Origin of the sequence: Croceitalea dokdonensis DOKDO 023 (assembly GCF_001306415.1) — a bacterium.
Taxonomy (GTDB): Bacteria; Bacteroidota; Bacteroidia; order Flavobacteriales; family Flavobacteriaceae; genus Croceitalea; species Croceitalea dokdonensis.
In genome coordinates, this window is sequence record NZ_LDJX01000002.1 from 298,106 (window position 1) to 311,576 (window position 13,471).

Below are 13,471 nucleotides of genomic sequence, written 5' to 3' on the forward strand. Positions count from 1 at the left end.
CCGGTTTATGGTGCTGATGTTGGCCTTGGCCAGTAGCCTTTTATTGGATGGATGTGGGCTTTATACCTTTACCGGTGCAGATGTCGGTGATGCACAGTCCTTCCAGGTCAACTTTTTTCAGAATTATGCAGACCAATCCCCAGGCTCTACCATAGAACCACAATTAGATCTGGAGTTTACCAATGCCCTACAAGATTTAATTACCAACCTCACGAGTCTTAGCCTCACCGGGAGTGGTGGTGATTTGGTTTATGAAGGTGAAATTGTGGAATACCGGGTATCCCCTATGTCTGCAACGGCAGACCAGACCGCGGCACAAAACAGATTGACCATGGCCGTAAACGTCCGGTTCTTTAATTCCAAGAAAGAAGGGGCGGATTTTGAAAAACGGTTCTCCTTTTTCTTTGACTTCCCTGGCACGCAATTATTGGAAAGTGTAAAAAGTGAGGCCCACGAAGTTATATTTGACCGATTGACGCAAGATATCTTTAATGAATCCTTGGCAGATTGGTAAGCAACATTTAGTATGAACGTTTCTGATTTTACGGTACTTTTGCAAAACCCGGACCGTCCCATTTCCCCAAAACAGGTAAAGGAGTTGGAGGAGATGCTAGCACAGTACCCCTATTTCCAAGCCGCACGTTCCGTTCATTTAAAAGCATTGAAAAATCTGGAAAGTTACCGTTACAACGATGCCTTAAAACGCACAGCTGCGCATACGGCAGATCGCGAAGTGTTGTTTGATTTTATTACCTCAGCAACATTTGACCAAAATGCCATTGCCGATAGCCTTTTGGGCAGAAAGGCAGTACTTAAAGAGAAAGAAACCATAGCGGAAGAGGTGAGCCCAAACACGGAAACGGAGCTCATTTTTGGGAATGCGGCGGAGGACAGCCCATTGCCCCAAACCTTAGAGGATGCCGAAGAAATTTTAAATCCAGGGCTTTTTACGACAAAAGAAAAACCGTCACAAGCAGAAGAGGATAGGGAACCAGGGGAAAAGCTAGAACTGGGAAAACCGCTACCTTTTACCAAGGAGGAAAAACACTCCTTTAATGAATGGTTGCAATTAACCAGTAAAAAACCCATTAGACGCAAAACAACCATAACACCCAACCCAACTAAAGAAAAGAAGAAGAAATTTGAGCTATTGGACAAGTTCATTGAGAAAAAACCAAAAATTGTTCCCAATCCACAATCCGCCCAAAATGTTAACATCAAAGAATCTATCAAGATAAATCAAAACCAATTAATGACAGAAACCTTGGCAAAGGTGTATTTAGAGCAAAAAAAATACAAAAAAGCCATTCAAGCATTTAAAATTTTGCGTTTGAAATATCCGGAAAAAAGTGGTTTCTTTGCAGACCGAATTTTGGAGGTCAAGAAGTTACAGAAAGAAAACGATAAAAAACAATGAGTACGTTTACAATATTTTTAATCCTGATCATCACCGTTTGTCTATTACTGGTTTTGGTCATCATGGTGCAGAACCCAAAGGGCGGTGGATTATCTTCCTCCTTTGGCGGTGGCGGCAGTCAGGTAGTTGGTGGTGTTAAAAAAACTGGGGATTTTTTGGATAAGAGTACTTGGACTTTGGCCGGCCTGCTCATTGTGCTCATCTTATTGTCCAATGTTGCCCTCAAAGGCAATTATGGCAATGCGGAATCCAAGTTACTACAAGGTGACGACATAGAAACAACCGTGCCGGAGACTGTTCCAGAAACGGTACCGGTAGAGACCCCTCCGGCAAATACAGACAATTCTTTGGACACTATCCAATAAAAATTCCATTTAACGATATTTAAATGCCAGCTTAGTGACAAGCTGGCATTTTTGTTTTCCATAATGTCAGTTTTAAGGCAATGGCATAATTTCTGCCTATCAGTACGCAGATTAATAAACTAATACCTAAAATTTTATAGAAATGGCTAAAGTGAACATTAAACCATTGGCGGACAGAGTACTTATTGAGCCAATGGCAGCTGAAACCAAAACAGCATCTGGAATTATCATTCCTGACACGGCTAAAGAAAAACCCCAAAAGGGAAAAGTCGTCGCCGTTGGGCCTGGCACCAAGGATGAGAAAATGACCGTTAAGGTTGGTGATTCCGTACTTTATGGAAAATATGCCGGGACTGAACTTAAGCTAGAAGGCAACGATTACCTAATGATGCGCGAGAGCGACATCCTTGCGATTGTCTAATCCATCGTTTTAAGAACAAACCGACAACACAAAAATTAAACGTAGTACACATTAAAATTTAAGAGTTCCGTTCATCGGAAACCAAAAAACAAAAAAACATGGCAAAAGATATTCAATTTGACATCGATGCACGTGACGGCCTAAAAAAAGGCGTTGATGCACTAGCAAATGCGGTAAAGGTAACACTGGGACCAAAAGGAAGAAACGTAATTATAAGCAAATCTTTCGGAGCACCGCAGGTAACCAAAGATGGTGTAACGGTTGCCAAAGAAATAGAGTTGGAGAATGCCCTTGAAAATATGGGCGCCCAAATGGTGAAGGAAGTGGCTTCCAAAACCAATGACTTGGCTGGTGATGGTACCACTACCGCCACCGTACTTGCACAAGCTATCGTTAAGGAAGGTTTAAAGAACGTTGCGGCAGGTGCCAACCCAATGGATTTAAAAAGGGGTATAGACAAAGCTGTTGAGGCCATAGTTGAAAACCTGGCAAAGCAGGCCAAAAAAGTGGGGGATTCCTCTGACAAAATCAAACAAGTAGCTTCTATCTCCGCCAATAACGACGAAACAATTGGAGATTTAATTGCACAGGCGTTTGGCAAAGTTGGAAAAGAAGGGGTAATCACCGTTGAAGAAGCCAAGGGCACGGATACCTATGTAGATGTTGTGGAAGGTATGCAGTTTGATAGGGGCTACCTATCTCCATACTTTGTAACTGACTCTGAGAAGATGATTGCTGATTTGGAGAACCCATACATCCTGCTTTTTGACAAGAAGATTTCTTCCATGAAAGACTTACTTCCGGTTTTGGAGCCAGTTGCGCAGTCTGGAAAACCCCTTTTGATCATTGCCGAAGATGTTGATGGTGAGGCATTGGCCACGCTTGTAGTCAACAAACTAAGGGGTTCTTTAAAAATCGCAGCAGTAAAAGCCCCTGGTTTTGGGGACAGAAGAAAAGCGATGTTGGAGGATATAGCCATTTTGACCAACGGCACGGTAATTTCAGAGGAAAGAGGCTTCTCTTTGGAAACTGCTACCATTGATATGTTGGGAACTACAGAGCGCGTTACCATTGATAAGGACAACACCACCATCGTCAACGGTGCTGGTGCGGCCAAAAACATCAAGACCCGCGTTAACCAAATAAAATCGCAGATAGAGTCTACTACCTCTGATTACGATAAAGAGAAACTTCAAGAGCGTTTGGCCAAATTGGCAGGTGGTGTTGCCGTACTTTATGTTGGTGCCGCCTCCGAGGTGGAGATGAAGGAGAAAAAAGACCGGGTAGATGATGCGCTGCACGCTACAAGAGCCGCCGTTGAAGAAGGTATTGTTGCCGGTGGTGGTGTTGCATTGGTACGTGCTAAATCCGTTCTGAACAAAGTAGCTACAGAAAATGAAGATGAGGCTACAGGGCTACAAATCGTAGCAAGGGCCATTGAATCCCCAATTAGGACCATTGTTGCCAATGCTGGTGGAGAAGGCTCTGTTGTTGTTGCCAAAATTTTGGAAGGGAAAGGAGACTTTGGTTATGATGCCAAATCTGACAAGTATGTTGAAATGATGAAAGCGGGAATCATAGATCCAAAGAAGGTGACTAGGGTTGCCTTGGAAAACGCTGCTTCGGTTGCTGGAATGATTCTTACTACTGAATGTTCCTTGACCGACATCAAAGAAGACGCCCCTGCTATGCCTCCAATGGGTGGCGGTGGCGGCATGCCAGGTATGATGTAACCAAAAGAAGGCCTTTCCATCCCAAAAAGGGAGTTGATGACCTTTATAAGTACGCCCTGTTCAAAAGAACAGGGCGTTTTTGTTTTATAGAACTAATTAGACCCGTTGTACATTTTGCCATTCGTAAACAACAAAATACCCGGTCTCGTGATTTTGGGGAACTACAAATAGTGCTGAGAACGGTGTTTAAAACTAAAGAATACGAAGCTATGTCTTAAAAGTTTTCCGAAACCTTGGTGAACTTGCAAACCAAAGGGTAAATCCGCTAATTACGGTTATCAGTCCCAAAAGGCTAAAAGCCCTAAGCACTGCGGTGTTAAAATCGTCACGCCCTTGATAATCCATAGTGTGGGTCATCCAAAGAAAATCGAACCAGCGCCAGTCCCTAAATCTCACCGTTTGGAAAGCTCCGTTTTCCTTAGCCACATAGGCCTTTAGGTTTACATCCGTTTCATAAGATATTTCAAAGGCAGGTAGTGGTCTGCCACGGTATTCATGGTGCGGACCTACACTATCCAATTCCCTAATCCCTGCCACCTTTAAATGCGGCTTTATGTAGCGTTGTGCAACGGCCATTGCTTCCTTCTTGTTGATGCCATCCTTTGGTTTTCCAGATTGGGCGTGAACCAATTGGGATTCATTTATCCAATAGTAAGGACTCCCCGCAATTTCTAGCAGCTCCAAGGATTCCACAGATTGCCCGCCAATCAAGGAATCCGTACCCAACAAATTGGCAAAGGCCACTTTTTTAGGAGGTAAAATCTTAAAATCATCACCATGGATTTCATCAATATCCGTCCAGCTAAAATACAGGCCACTTATGGTCCATAATAAAAACTGAATCCCTAAAAACAATCCTAAATAACGGTGGGTTTTTCTAATTCGTAGCGCAGTTTTTCTGTTCACCATAGCACTGGAAACCTATTAAAACATGGACAACAACATACTCACAGCCATCAATAACATAATGGCATTTTCAATAAAAGTGGCCTCTGTCATGGGCAATTTTAAAGCGGTTCCCAAACAGGCGCAGCGAATACTTTTTTTATCCAAAAGTGTTTTGGTGACCCCAAAAGTGGTAATTCCCAAAACAACAATGGTTGCAACCATGGCTATTAGCAGCTGCACACGCATCAAGAATAGTAGCCCCAGGGCAAGTTCAATAAAAGGGTACACCCACCCATACATTGGCATGGCCTTGGCCAAAGGATCATACATCTTAAAACTCTCCGGAAATCCTTTTAAATCCAAAAATTTAAAAAAGCTGAATACAATATAGAATAGGCCCATAAAATCCAACATGGCCTCGTTGGTGCTCCATTCTTTGTAATTTAACAATATGGCCGCACCACAGAGGTAAAGGAAGATTAAAAAAAGTGGGCGCAATTGCACCCACCTTGATTGGTTCCCCTCCAAAACTTCCTTTTTGGACTTTACTAGGTGTTCATCACCCTGAATTAAACCTATGGTGTACTTGGACGGTAACACCTGCTCTAATTCCTTTACATTATAAAAAGCTTCCGATATAATAATGGCTTCCTGCCGCTCCAAATCAACCTGCACCTGTTCCACCCCGGGCAATGTTTCCAATTTTTTGGTCACCGAGGCAACACAACCGTTACAGGTCATTCCCGTTATGCTGTAGGTGGATGTCATCAGTGATGACTTTTACCGTCGTCCGTGTTGTCCTCACGGTATTTACAACAGGGATGAACATTATCATAAGCTTCTTGCGTAGCCTTCAACTCTTTAGAGTCGTGCCCAACTTCCGCAATGGCCATTTTAATGGCCATGGCATTGGTCTTGCGCTCATCCACGATCAAGGAAAGCTGGTGGGTGGGAATACTCCAGTCCGCAAATTTTACACCGCTCACGTTTAGGGCAGCTTTCTCAATACGCGTTTTGCACATCTCACATTTACCATTCACCTCAAAGGTCATTTTCTTATTCTTGTTTTGTCCAAAAGCTACATTGGTCAAGGTCATTGCCATGAGCACTACAACTATTTTTTTCATACTCTTTTATAAATTAATTATCCTTTAAATCTAAACCCGGTATACACCATGGTTCCTAAAATGGGCCTAAACACTACTGTGGTATCAAAATCTGGGCCAAACGGGTCCGATGCGCCCAAGACTGGATTCCCCTGTCGTACCCCAGTTAAGTTTTCCCCACCCAAATATACTTCGAACTTTTTTGAAAAAACCTTGGTGATTTGGGCATTCATAAGGCTATACCCGTCCGCAACCCTACCAAACTGGGTGGTTGGCACAGTATTTTCGGAACCTGGCAAACGTTGCTCACCCACGGTATGCAACGTATAATCAAAACGCCATTGGGACCCATTCTCCTTAATTTTTGTCTCATAACCAAGATTTAGGAAATACCTATTTTGGGCCTGTAAGGGCTGTTGCAAAAGGCCAGTTTGGTAACTAGTCTTTACATCATAATATTTATAGGCTGTGCGCAGTTCCAAACTAGGTAAAATCTCATAATTAAATTCCACTTGTAAGCTGTTGGCAAAACTTTCACCTGTCAAATTGGTAAACCTTACAGCGCTAGGGTTTTCCCAATCCACAACTACCTGATTTTCAAAATCTGTACGGTAAAAATCAACCGACACGTTTCCGGGTCTATTGAACAGCGTAAAGCCCTGTAAATAACTTACCCCAAAATTCATGGCCTTTTCTGCATCAAAACCATAAATATCACCACCATTGCCATTTAGTTGAATTACCCTAGATGAGGCAAACAACCGCTGGTTCTCCGCAAAAATATTGGCCGCCCTTCTTCCGAGACCAAAGGAGGCCCTTAAGCTGGCCCTTTCCCAAGGGGTGTATCTGGCATGGATGCGTGGCGTAAAAAAATTACCAAGTCTATTGTGGGTATCAAAACGCACTCCGGCGGTTACGCTAAGGCGTTCTAAATCTTCATATCCATATTCAAAGAAGGCACCAAGGGACCGATCTACACGCTGGAAAGCTTGGTCGTTCACCAGCTCATCATACCCATCATATGCTGCATTGAGGCCTGCCTTGAACTTATTTTTGGTATTGCCTATGATGGAATTAAAGATGAGGTTGGTATACAGACTTTGATGATCGATGTCGTATTGGTTTAAACCAAAGTAAGCGTCCTGTTTGTGGTTACTGTAAGAAGCTTGAAAACCAATACTTTGAAAGGGCAGTTCGGGAAACACATAACCCAACTTGGCAGAAGAATCAAAACGATTTGTGTTGATTTCACTACCCCAAATTTCAGAGCCGTCAAGAGCCGCGCCTTGGTTTACCCTATGGATACTTGGTTCGTAATTTACCTGGCCCACCTGTTTATCGTCGTTTAAGTAACGAAAACTAAGAAAACTGACCCAACCTGTCTCTGGATTCTGGTATTGCCATCTGTTCTGAACATTAATTTGGTCCGCAAGGGGAGCATCCAAGAAGCCGTCACCATTGTTGTCCACTTTAACGCTTCTGTTATTGGCATGCACATTGATTCCGGTACTCCATCTATCCGATATCTTTTGGTTGATATGCGCATTAAGTTCCAGTCTGCCGTTTAAATTGGCGTACCCATTTAAAAAGACGGGATAGTCGGTTAAAGGTTTGACAATTTCCGTATTGATTTGCCCGGAGATACTCTCAAAACCATTGACCACGCTCCCTGCCCCTTTGGTAATCTGGATGCTTTCTACCCAAGTACCGGGCGTAAAGGTAAGTCCGTAGACTTGTGAGGCACCCCGCACCATGGGAATATTCTCTTGGGTAATCATCAAATACGGACTTGTTAAGCCCAACATTTGAATTTGCTTTGTCCCGGTGAGCGCATCATTAAAATTAACATCAATGGCCGGATTGGTCTCAAAACTTTCCGAAAGGTTGCAACAAGCTGCTTTAAGCAATTCCGCACTATTGATGGTGACCACATTCTGAGCCGAGAAAAACGTTTTCTTAACGGCATCACGCTTTTTTTCCACTACCACCTCCTCCAATTGGTTATTTGCCAACAAGATGTGTTTGATATCCTTTGGGGCGCCAATGGTTAAGGTGTCCGTTATAAAACCGATGTAACTAATGACCAACCTATCATATTTGGGATCTTGGGGAATGGTAAATCTCCCATTTTGATCTGTTGTGGCACCTATGGGGGAATTCAGCCAATAGACATTAGCGCCCGCCAAAGGCAATTCTTTCCCATTCGGGATGTTTTCTACCACCAGCCCAGTGACTTCTTGGGCATACAGCGTAAAATTTGTAGCTATTAATAAGGCTACAAGCCTATATATTTTTTGCATTGTAAACTGATTTTTCTGATTTGAACATAGTGTTGTCCAACCCACTAGATTGGACGTTAAGGTATCAATCAAAAAAAATCAAATTAAAAAGACCTGATGCCAAACCTGCACGTCATGCACAAGCAGCGGGGGCGGATAGTCCCAATTTACGTCGAGCGTAGTTGGCTCAGTAAAAAAATAGGGGAGAAATGCGGCAGCAAAGGCCACAAAAAATTGTTGTTGCCCTAGGGAGATATCTTGGTAATCATGTAATAAATCCTCCTGCCCTTGCAGGGTAAACGTTTCATCACCACAGCAATGGTTTTCCATCCCAGCCTCCAAAAGACCAGCAGCGGCCTCCATACCACAATCATCAGCTTCCACAAAAAGGGAAACGTCCATAACACGGCCCATGCAGAGGTGTTTGTCCACAGTCCAAGAAACTGTGGATAGCAGCACCAACAGCGCTAAACCTGTGGACAAGATGTTATGTGCTAACTTTTTCACGCTGTAAAAATAAGAAAATTGAATATCAGCTTATATATTATCACCGTTTTTAACCAACTATTAGCACAATTAAGATTGTAAGTTTTTAAAATTAAATCGACATTCGTCCTACACTTTTATAACATGTTAGAACAATTAAAACATAAGGTTTCCAATCTCATTAACCACAACAAGGAAGATAAGGAAGTGGCGATGCAAGAAATCTGCAACCTACTTAAAAAAGAAGTTTCCTACTATGATTGGGTAGGATTTTACTTTAAAAACGGAGACAAGCGGGAGCTTAAACTAGGCCCTTATGCCGGAGAGCCAACGGACCATACCATTATCCCCTTTGGCAAAGGAATTTGCGGCCAGGTAGCGGAAAGCAACCAGAACTTTGTAGTGCCCGATGTCCAGGCACAGGACAACTATATCGCTTGTAGTCTCACCGTTAAGTCGGAAATCGTGGTCCCACTTTTTAAAAATGGTGAAAACATTGGCCAGATTGATATTGACTCCAACACCCCAGACCCTTTTTCCCAAGAAGACGAGCGGTTTTTGGAATTTGTGAATCAAGAAGTGGCTAAAATTATCTGAGCCAAGATTACTGCGGCGCAAGGCATGTTTTTTTTAAAGTTTAAAACTTGTGGGTTATTGTTAATAACCCAAGGTTTAATCGGGGGTTAAATAAAGTATTTTTGGGGCTTATTTTTCAAAGCTGTTTTCCATGAGCACCCAAAAAAAAGCAACTGCCGCCCTTATTTCCGTTTTCCATAAAGATGGACTGGAACCCATTATCCAAAAACTTGATGAATTGGGCATTACCCTATATTCTACCGGAGGAACAGAAAAGTTTATCCGTGAACTAGGTGTGGATGTAGTCCCGGTTGAGGAGGTAACCAGCTACCCTTCCATTCTTGGCGGACGCGTAAAAACCCTACATCCCAAAGTATTTGGGGGTATTTTAAACCGTCAAGACCACGAAGGTGATGTGGCGCAAATGGCCGAGTTTGACATTCCACAATTGGATATTATCATCGTTGATCTATATCCTTTTGAAAAAACGGTGGAAAGTGGTGCCCCAGAACAGGATATTATTGAGAAGATAGATATTGGGGGTATTTCCTTGATCCGTGCTGCTGCCAAAAACTTTAAAGATGTGCTTTGTGTTTCTTCCATGGAAGACTATGGGGATTTTCTCAACGTCATTTCCAAAGGGCAAGGTGCAACCACTTTAGAAGACCGTAAACGTTTTGCTGCAAAGGCTTTTAACGTGTCCTCACATTACGATACCGCAATTTTTAATTATTTCAATACCAGCGAAACGGAAACCGCCCTAAAAATCAGTGAGCAAAATGGCAAGGGGTTGCGTTATGGTGAAAATCCACACCAGAAGGGTTTTTTCTATGGTGATTTTGACGCCATGTTTACCAAGTTACACGGAAAAGAGCTCTCTTATAACAACCTTCTGGATGTGGACGCAGCGGTGCTTTTAATGAACGAATTTATTGGTGAGCCACCCACCTTTGCCATTCTAAAACACAATAATGCCTGCGGATTGGCGCAACGTGAAACCATTCACCAAGCCTATATTGATGCCTTGGCAGGCGATCCAGTCTCTGCCTTTGGGGGTATTTTGATTGCCAATACGGAGATTGACAAGGCAACGGCAGAAGAGGTTCACCAACTTTTTTGTGAGGTGGTGATAGCCCCAAGCTTTTCTGACGATGCGGTTGAAATTTTAAAGGGAAAGAAAAATCGTATTCTCTTGGTTTTAAAACCAACGAAACTTTCTGGGAGATCGGTAAGGACCTGCTTAAACGGTTTTCTGGCCCAGGACAAGGACGGAAAAACAGATGCCTTGGAAGACCTTAAGTACGTTACGGACATGAAACCAACTGCCCAAGAATTAGAGGACCTCATTTTTGCCTCAAAACTTTGTAAGCACACCAAATCCAACACCATAGTCCTTGCCAAGAACAAACAGCTGTGCGCCAGTGGCACCGGGCAAACTTCCCGCGTAGATGCGCTGAACCAGGCCATCCATAAGGCAGAAACCTTTAATTTTGACCTTAAGGGTGCCGTGATGGCCAGTGATGCATTTTTTCCATTTCCGGACTGCGTGGAAATTGCCCATAAAGCAGGGATTACAAGTGTAATACAGCCTGGAGGCTCCATTAAGGACGAACTGAGCATTGCGTACTGCGACGCCAATGCAGTTTCCATGGTCATGACGGGAACACGCCACTTTAAACACTAAATCCAAAAACAGCTTAAGGGATTGTACATACTGGCCAAACATTTCGGTAGGGGTACTGGTTTATAATGCTCATTTCATTACTTTTACCGATAAAATTTACCTTTAAACTGACAAACCAAGACTTTTATGGGATTTTTTGATTTCATGACGGAGGAAATTGCCATTGACCTTGGCACCGCAAACACCTTGATTATCCATCTGGATAAGGTAGTTGTTGATAGCCCTTCCATTGTAGCACGAGATAGAATTTCCGGGAAAATCATTGCCGTGGGCAAAGAGGCCAATATGATGCAAGGCAAAACCCATGAGAACATAAAAACCATTAGGCCTCTAAAAGATGGTGTGATTGCAGATTTTGATGCATCTGAGAAGATGATCAATATGTTCATCAAAAACATTCCTGCCTTAAAGAAAAAATGGTTCCCACCGGCATTAAGAATGGTGATTTGTATCCCATCAGGTATCACCGAGGTTGAAATGAGGGCCGTACGGGAGTCAGCGGAACGTGTAAATGGCAAAGAAGTTTACCTTATCCACGAACCTATGGCCGCGGCCATAGGTATAGGTTTGGATATCATGCAGCCAAAAGGCAACATGATTGTTGATATAGGTGGGGGAACCACGGAAATTGCCGTGATTGCACTTGGTGGTATTGTTTGTGACAAATCGGTTAAAATTGCAGGTGATGTTTTCACCAATGACATCATTTATTACATGCGTACCCAGCACAACCTGTATGTTGGCGAAACCACGGCCGAAGCTATAAAAATCGAAATTGGCTCTGCTACGGAAGACCTACAGACACCACCGGACGATAAATCCATCCAAGGGCGGGACCTTCTTACTGGAAAGCCAAAACAAGTTCATGTTTCCTATCGTGAAATTGCCAAGGCGCTGGATAAAAGCATCTTACGTATAGAAGATGCGGTAATGGAAACGCTTTCCCAAACACCACCAGAGCTGGCTGCGGACATTTACAATACGGGGATTTATCTAGCAGGTGGTGGATCCATGCTTCGTGGCTTGGACAAAAGGTTGTCACAAAAAACCGATTTACCGGTCTACATTGCGGAAGACCCTTTAAGGGCCGTTGTTCGCGGTACGGGAATTGCACTTAAAAACCTAGAACGTTACAAGAATATTTTGATAAAATAGCTAGGATTAGCCGTGTTTTAATCGCCATTACCACAATGAAATGCAGCGAATAATAAATTTTATTCTAGACAACAGAAACACCTTCCTGTATGTCTTGCTGTTCGTTATCGGCCTTGTTTTCACTATACAATCACATACCTATCACCATTCCAAGTACTTTAATTCTTCTAAGTGGCTGTCTGGCAGTCTATACGATACAAAAGCTGACATTACCGACTATTTTAGTTTAAAATCAGAAAACAAAAAACTGATAAAAGAAAATGAACGGTTAAAATTCCTACTCTACAACCAACAATCAGATTCAAACTTTACCTCTCCATCCAACATGGAATTTGAGGTCCAGTCCGCCAAGGTCATCAAAAATAGCTTTGCGCTTGCAAGGAATTACCTTACCATTAATGCCGGCGAAAAATCAGGGATAAAACAAGACATGGGGGTCATTACCTCCCAAGGAATTTTAGGGGTCGTAGAAAACACCTCCAATAATTTTGCAACCGTACAAAGTATCCTGAACACAAAATCATCCATCAACGCAAAAATTAAGCATACAGATTACTTTGGTTCCTTAAAATGGAATGCACGGGATTATAGGGTTGTCCAATTAATTGATATCCCCAGATCGGTTCCAGTAATGATCGGTGATACCATAGTGACTGGTGGCATGTCCAGTATATTTCCGGAAAACATCCCTATTGGGACCATTAAAACCTACAACCTAAACCAAAGCCAGAGTAGTTATGATATTGAGGTAGACCTTATAAACGATATGGCCAACATTAGGGCCGTATATATCATAAAGAACAAGAATAGGGAAGAAATTCTGGAACTCGAAAAATTGACGATCGATGCTCAATAATCCCGTCTTGGTAAATAGTTCTAGGTTTATACTCTTGGTGTTGGCACAAGTGCTTGTGTTTAACCACCTGAACTTTTTTGGCACCATAAATCCTATGGTGTACGTTTTATTCTTTTTTTGGTACCCTGTAAAGGAGAACAACGCTACCCTTATGCTAACCGCTTTTGCGCTAGGCTTGGTCATTGATATTTTTTCTGATACCATGGCACTCCATACCTTGGCCGCCATCACCCTTGCATATTTTAGACCCTTTATGATGCGTTTTTGCTTCGGAATTAATTTTGATTTCCAGAACTTCTCTTTTAAGAACGCCACTGTTGTCCAAAGGATGACCTTTTTGTTCCTATTGATCATACTGCAAAACATGGTATTCTTTTTCCTTGAAATTTTAAGTTTCTCACATATAACCTTAATTTTAAAACAAATACTATTCACCACGCTTGCTACGTTTCTATTTTGTAGCCTATTGATTGTTCTATTTAGCAAAAACCAAGAATAACCAGAA

General features: G+C 42.5%; 15 protein-coding genes. 10 read left to right on the forward strand and 5 right to left on the reverse strand.

The features are described from left to right. Nucleotides 1–7: 7 nt before the first annotated feature. The 5 genes from I595_RS04815 to groL all read left to right on the forward strand — a co-directional run bounded on the left by I595_RS04815 (nt 8) and on the right by groL (nt 3,936). Complete coding sequence (locus I595_RS04815) at nt 8–514, forward strand: LptE family protein (RefSeq protein ID WP_157449671.1); 507 nt, start codon at nt 8–10, stop codon at nt 512–514. 12 nt (nt 515–526) lie between these two features. Further along, nucleotides 527–1,417, forward strand: coding sequence for a hypothetical protein (locus I595_RS04820; protein WP_054558260.1), 891 nt, complete (start codon nt 527–529; stop codon nt 1,415–1,417). Further along, nucleotides 1,414–1,782, forward strand: a complete 369-nt coding sequence (gene secG / locus I595_RS04825) for a preprotein translocase subunit SecG (RefSeq protein WP_054558261.1) — start codon at nt 1,414–1,416, stop codon at nt 1,780–1,782. The genes I595_RS04820 and secG overlap by 4 nt, the downstream gene beginning before the upstream one ends. 142 nt (nt 1,783–1,924) lie before the next feature. Continuing rightward, on the forward strand, nt 1,925–2,203 hold the full coding sequence (locus tag I595_RS04830) for a co-chaperone GroES (RefSeq protein ID WP_054558262.1): 279 nt from the start codon (nt 1,925–1,927) through the stop codon (nt 2,201–2,203). A gap of 98 nt (nt 2,204–2,301) precedes the next feature. After that, nucleotides 2,302–3,936 carry a chaperonin GroEL gene (groL, locus tag I595_RS04835; RefSeq protein WP_054558263.1) on the forward strand — a complete coding sequence of 545 codons (1,635 nt, stop codon included), beginning with the start codon at nt 2,302–2,304 and terminating at the stop codon, nt 3,934–3,936. Nucleotides 3,937–4,143: 207 nt separating this feature from the next. On the opposite strand, the gene I595_RS04840 is transcribed toward groL, so the two are convergent. The 5 genes from I595_RS04840 to I595_RS04860 form a co-directional block, all read right to left on the reverse strand. After that, the gene (locus I595_RS04840; RefSeq protein ID WP_054558264.1) at nt 4,144–4,845 is read right to left on the reverse strand and encodes a PepSY domain-containing protein; all 702 of its coding nucleotides are present in this window, start codon (nt 4,843–4,845) and stop codon (nt 4,144–4,146) included. Nucleotides 4,846–4,860: 15 nt separating this feature from the next. Beyond that, nucleotides 4,861–5,592 (reverse strand): heavy-metal-associated domain-containing protein, encoded by a 732-nt coding sequence (locus I595_RS04845; RefSeq protein WP_054558265.1) that lies wholly within the window; start codon nt 5,590–5,592, stop codon nt 4,861–4,863. After that, on the reverse strand, nt 5,592–5,951 hold the full coding sequence (locus I595_RS04850; protein WP_054558266.1) for a heavy-metal-associated domain-containing protein: 360 nt from the start codon (nt 5,949–5,951) through the stop codon (nt 5,592–5,594). Before I595_RS04850 ends, I595_RS04845 begins: the two co-directional genes overlap by 1 nt. Nucleotides 5,952–5,968: 17 nt before the next feature. After that, complete coding sequence (locus tag I595_RS04855; protein WP_054558267.1) at nt 5,969–8,230, reverse strand: TonB-dependent receptor; 2,262 nt, start codon at nt 8,228–8,230, stop codon at nt 5,969–5,971. A 78-nt stretch (nt 8,231–8,308) separates the two neighbouring features. Continuing rightward, nucleotides 8,309–8,716: an HYC_CC_PP family protein gene (locus tag I595_RS04860; protein ID WP_245628227.1), complete on the reverse strand. Its 408-nt coding sequence runs from the start codon at nt 8,714–8,716 to the stop codon at nt 8,309–8,311. 123 nt (nt 8,717–8,839) lie between these two features. On the opposite strand from I595_RS04860, the gene I595_RS04865 reads away from it, so the two are divergent. The 5 genes from I595_RS04865 to I595_RS04885 all read left to right on the forward strand — a co-directional run bounded on the left by I595_RS04865 (nt 8,840) and on the right by I595_RS04885 (nt 13,465). Continuing rightward, complete coding sequence (locus tag I595_RS04865; protein WP_054558268.1) at nt 8,840–9,292, forward strand: GAF domain-containing protein; 453 nt, start codon at nt 8,840–8,842, stop codon at nt 9,290–9,292. Between the two features lie 130 nt (nt 9,293–9,422). Then, entirely contained in the window at nt 9,423–10,955 is a 1,533-nt protein-coding gene (gene purH / locus I595_RS04870; RefSeq protein ID WP_054558269.1) for a bifunctional phosphoribosylaminoimidazolecarboxamide formyltransferase/IMP cyclohydrolase, read from the forward strand. Between the two features lie 126 nt (nt 10,956–11,081). Then, entirely contained in the window at nt 11,082–12,110 is a 1,029-nt protein-coding gene (locus I595_RS04875; RefSeq protein WP_054558270.1) for a rod shape-determining protein, read from the forward strand. A gap of 40 nt (nt 12,111–12,150) precedes the next feature. Then, a complete protein-coding gene (gene mreC / locus I595_RS04880) occupies nt 12,151–12,966 on the forward strand; it encodes a rod shape-determining protein MreC (RefSeq protein WP_054558271.1) in 816 nt (271 codons plus the stop codon). Beyond that, nucleotides 12,956–13,465, forward strand: a complete 510-nt coding sequence (locus tag I595_RS04885) for a hypothetical protein (RefSeq protein WP_054558272.1) — start codon at nt 12,956–12,958, stop codon at nt 13,463–13,465. Before mreC ends, I595_RS04885 begins: the two co-directional genes overlap by 11 nt. Nucleotides 13,466–13,471: the final 6 nt, after the last annotated feature.

What these genes read in the sequence shown, in the direction of transcription:
- I595_RS04815 (WP_157449671.1), top strand. Translation starts at nt 8, where the DNA reads ATGGTGCTGATGTTGGCCTTGGCCAGTAGCCTTTTATTGGATGGATGT.
- I595_RS04820 (WP_054558260.1), top strand. Translation starts at nt 527, where the DNA reads ATGAACGTTTCTGATTTTACGGTACTTTTGCAAAACCCGGACCGTCCC.
- secG (WP_054558261.1), top strand. Translation starts at nt 1,414, where the DNA reads ATGAGTACGTTTACAATATTTTTAATCCTGATCATCACCGTTTGTCTA.
- I595_RS04830 (WP_054558262.1), top strand. Translation starts at nt 1,925, where the DNA reads ATGGCTAAAGTGAACATTAAACCATTGGCGGACAGAGTACTTATTGAG.
- groL (WP_054558263.1), top strand. Translation starts at nt 2,302, where the DNA reads ATGGCAAAAGATATTCAATTTGACATCGATGCACGTGACGGCCTAAAA.
- I595_RS04840 (WP_054558264.1), bottom strand. Translation starts at nt 4,845, where the DNA reads ATGGTGAACAGAAAAACTGCGCTACGAATTAGAAAAACCCACCGTTAT.
- I595_RS04845 (WP_054558265.1), bottom strand. Translation starts at nt 5,592, where the DNA reads ATGACATCCACCTACAGCATAACGGGAATGACCTGTAACGGTTGTGTT.
- I595_RS04850 (WP_054558266.1), bottom strand. Translation starts at nt 5,951, where the DNA reads ATGAAAAAAATAGTTGTAGTGCTCATGGCAATGACCTTGACCAATGTA.
- I595_RS04855 (WP_054558267.1), bottom strand. Translation starts at nt 8,230, where the DNA reads ATGCAAAAAATATATAGGCTTGTAGCCTTATTAATAGCTACAAATTTT.
- I595_RS04865 (WP_054558268.1), top strand. Translation starts at nt 8,840, where the DNA reads ATGTTAGAACAATTAAAACATAAGGTTTCCAATCTCATTAACCACAAC.
- purH (WP_054558269.1), top strand. Translation starts at nt 9,423, where the DNA reads ATGAGCACCCAAAAAAAAGCAACTGCCGCCCTTATTTCCGTTTTCCAT.
- I595_RS04875 (WP_054558270.1), top strand. Translation starts at nt 11,082, where the DNA reads ATGGGATTTTTTGATTTCATGACGGAGGAAATTGCCATTGACCTTGGC.
- mreC (WP_054558271.1), top strand. Translation starts at nt 12,151, where the DNA reads ATGCAGCGAATAATAAATTTTATTCTAGACAACAGAAACACCTTCCTG.
- I595_RS04885 (WP_054558272.1), top strand. Translation starts at nt 12,956, where the DNA reads ATGCTCAATAATCCCGTCTTGGTAAATAGTTCTAGGTTTATACTCTTG.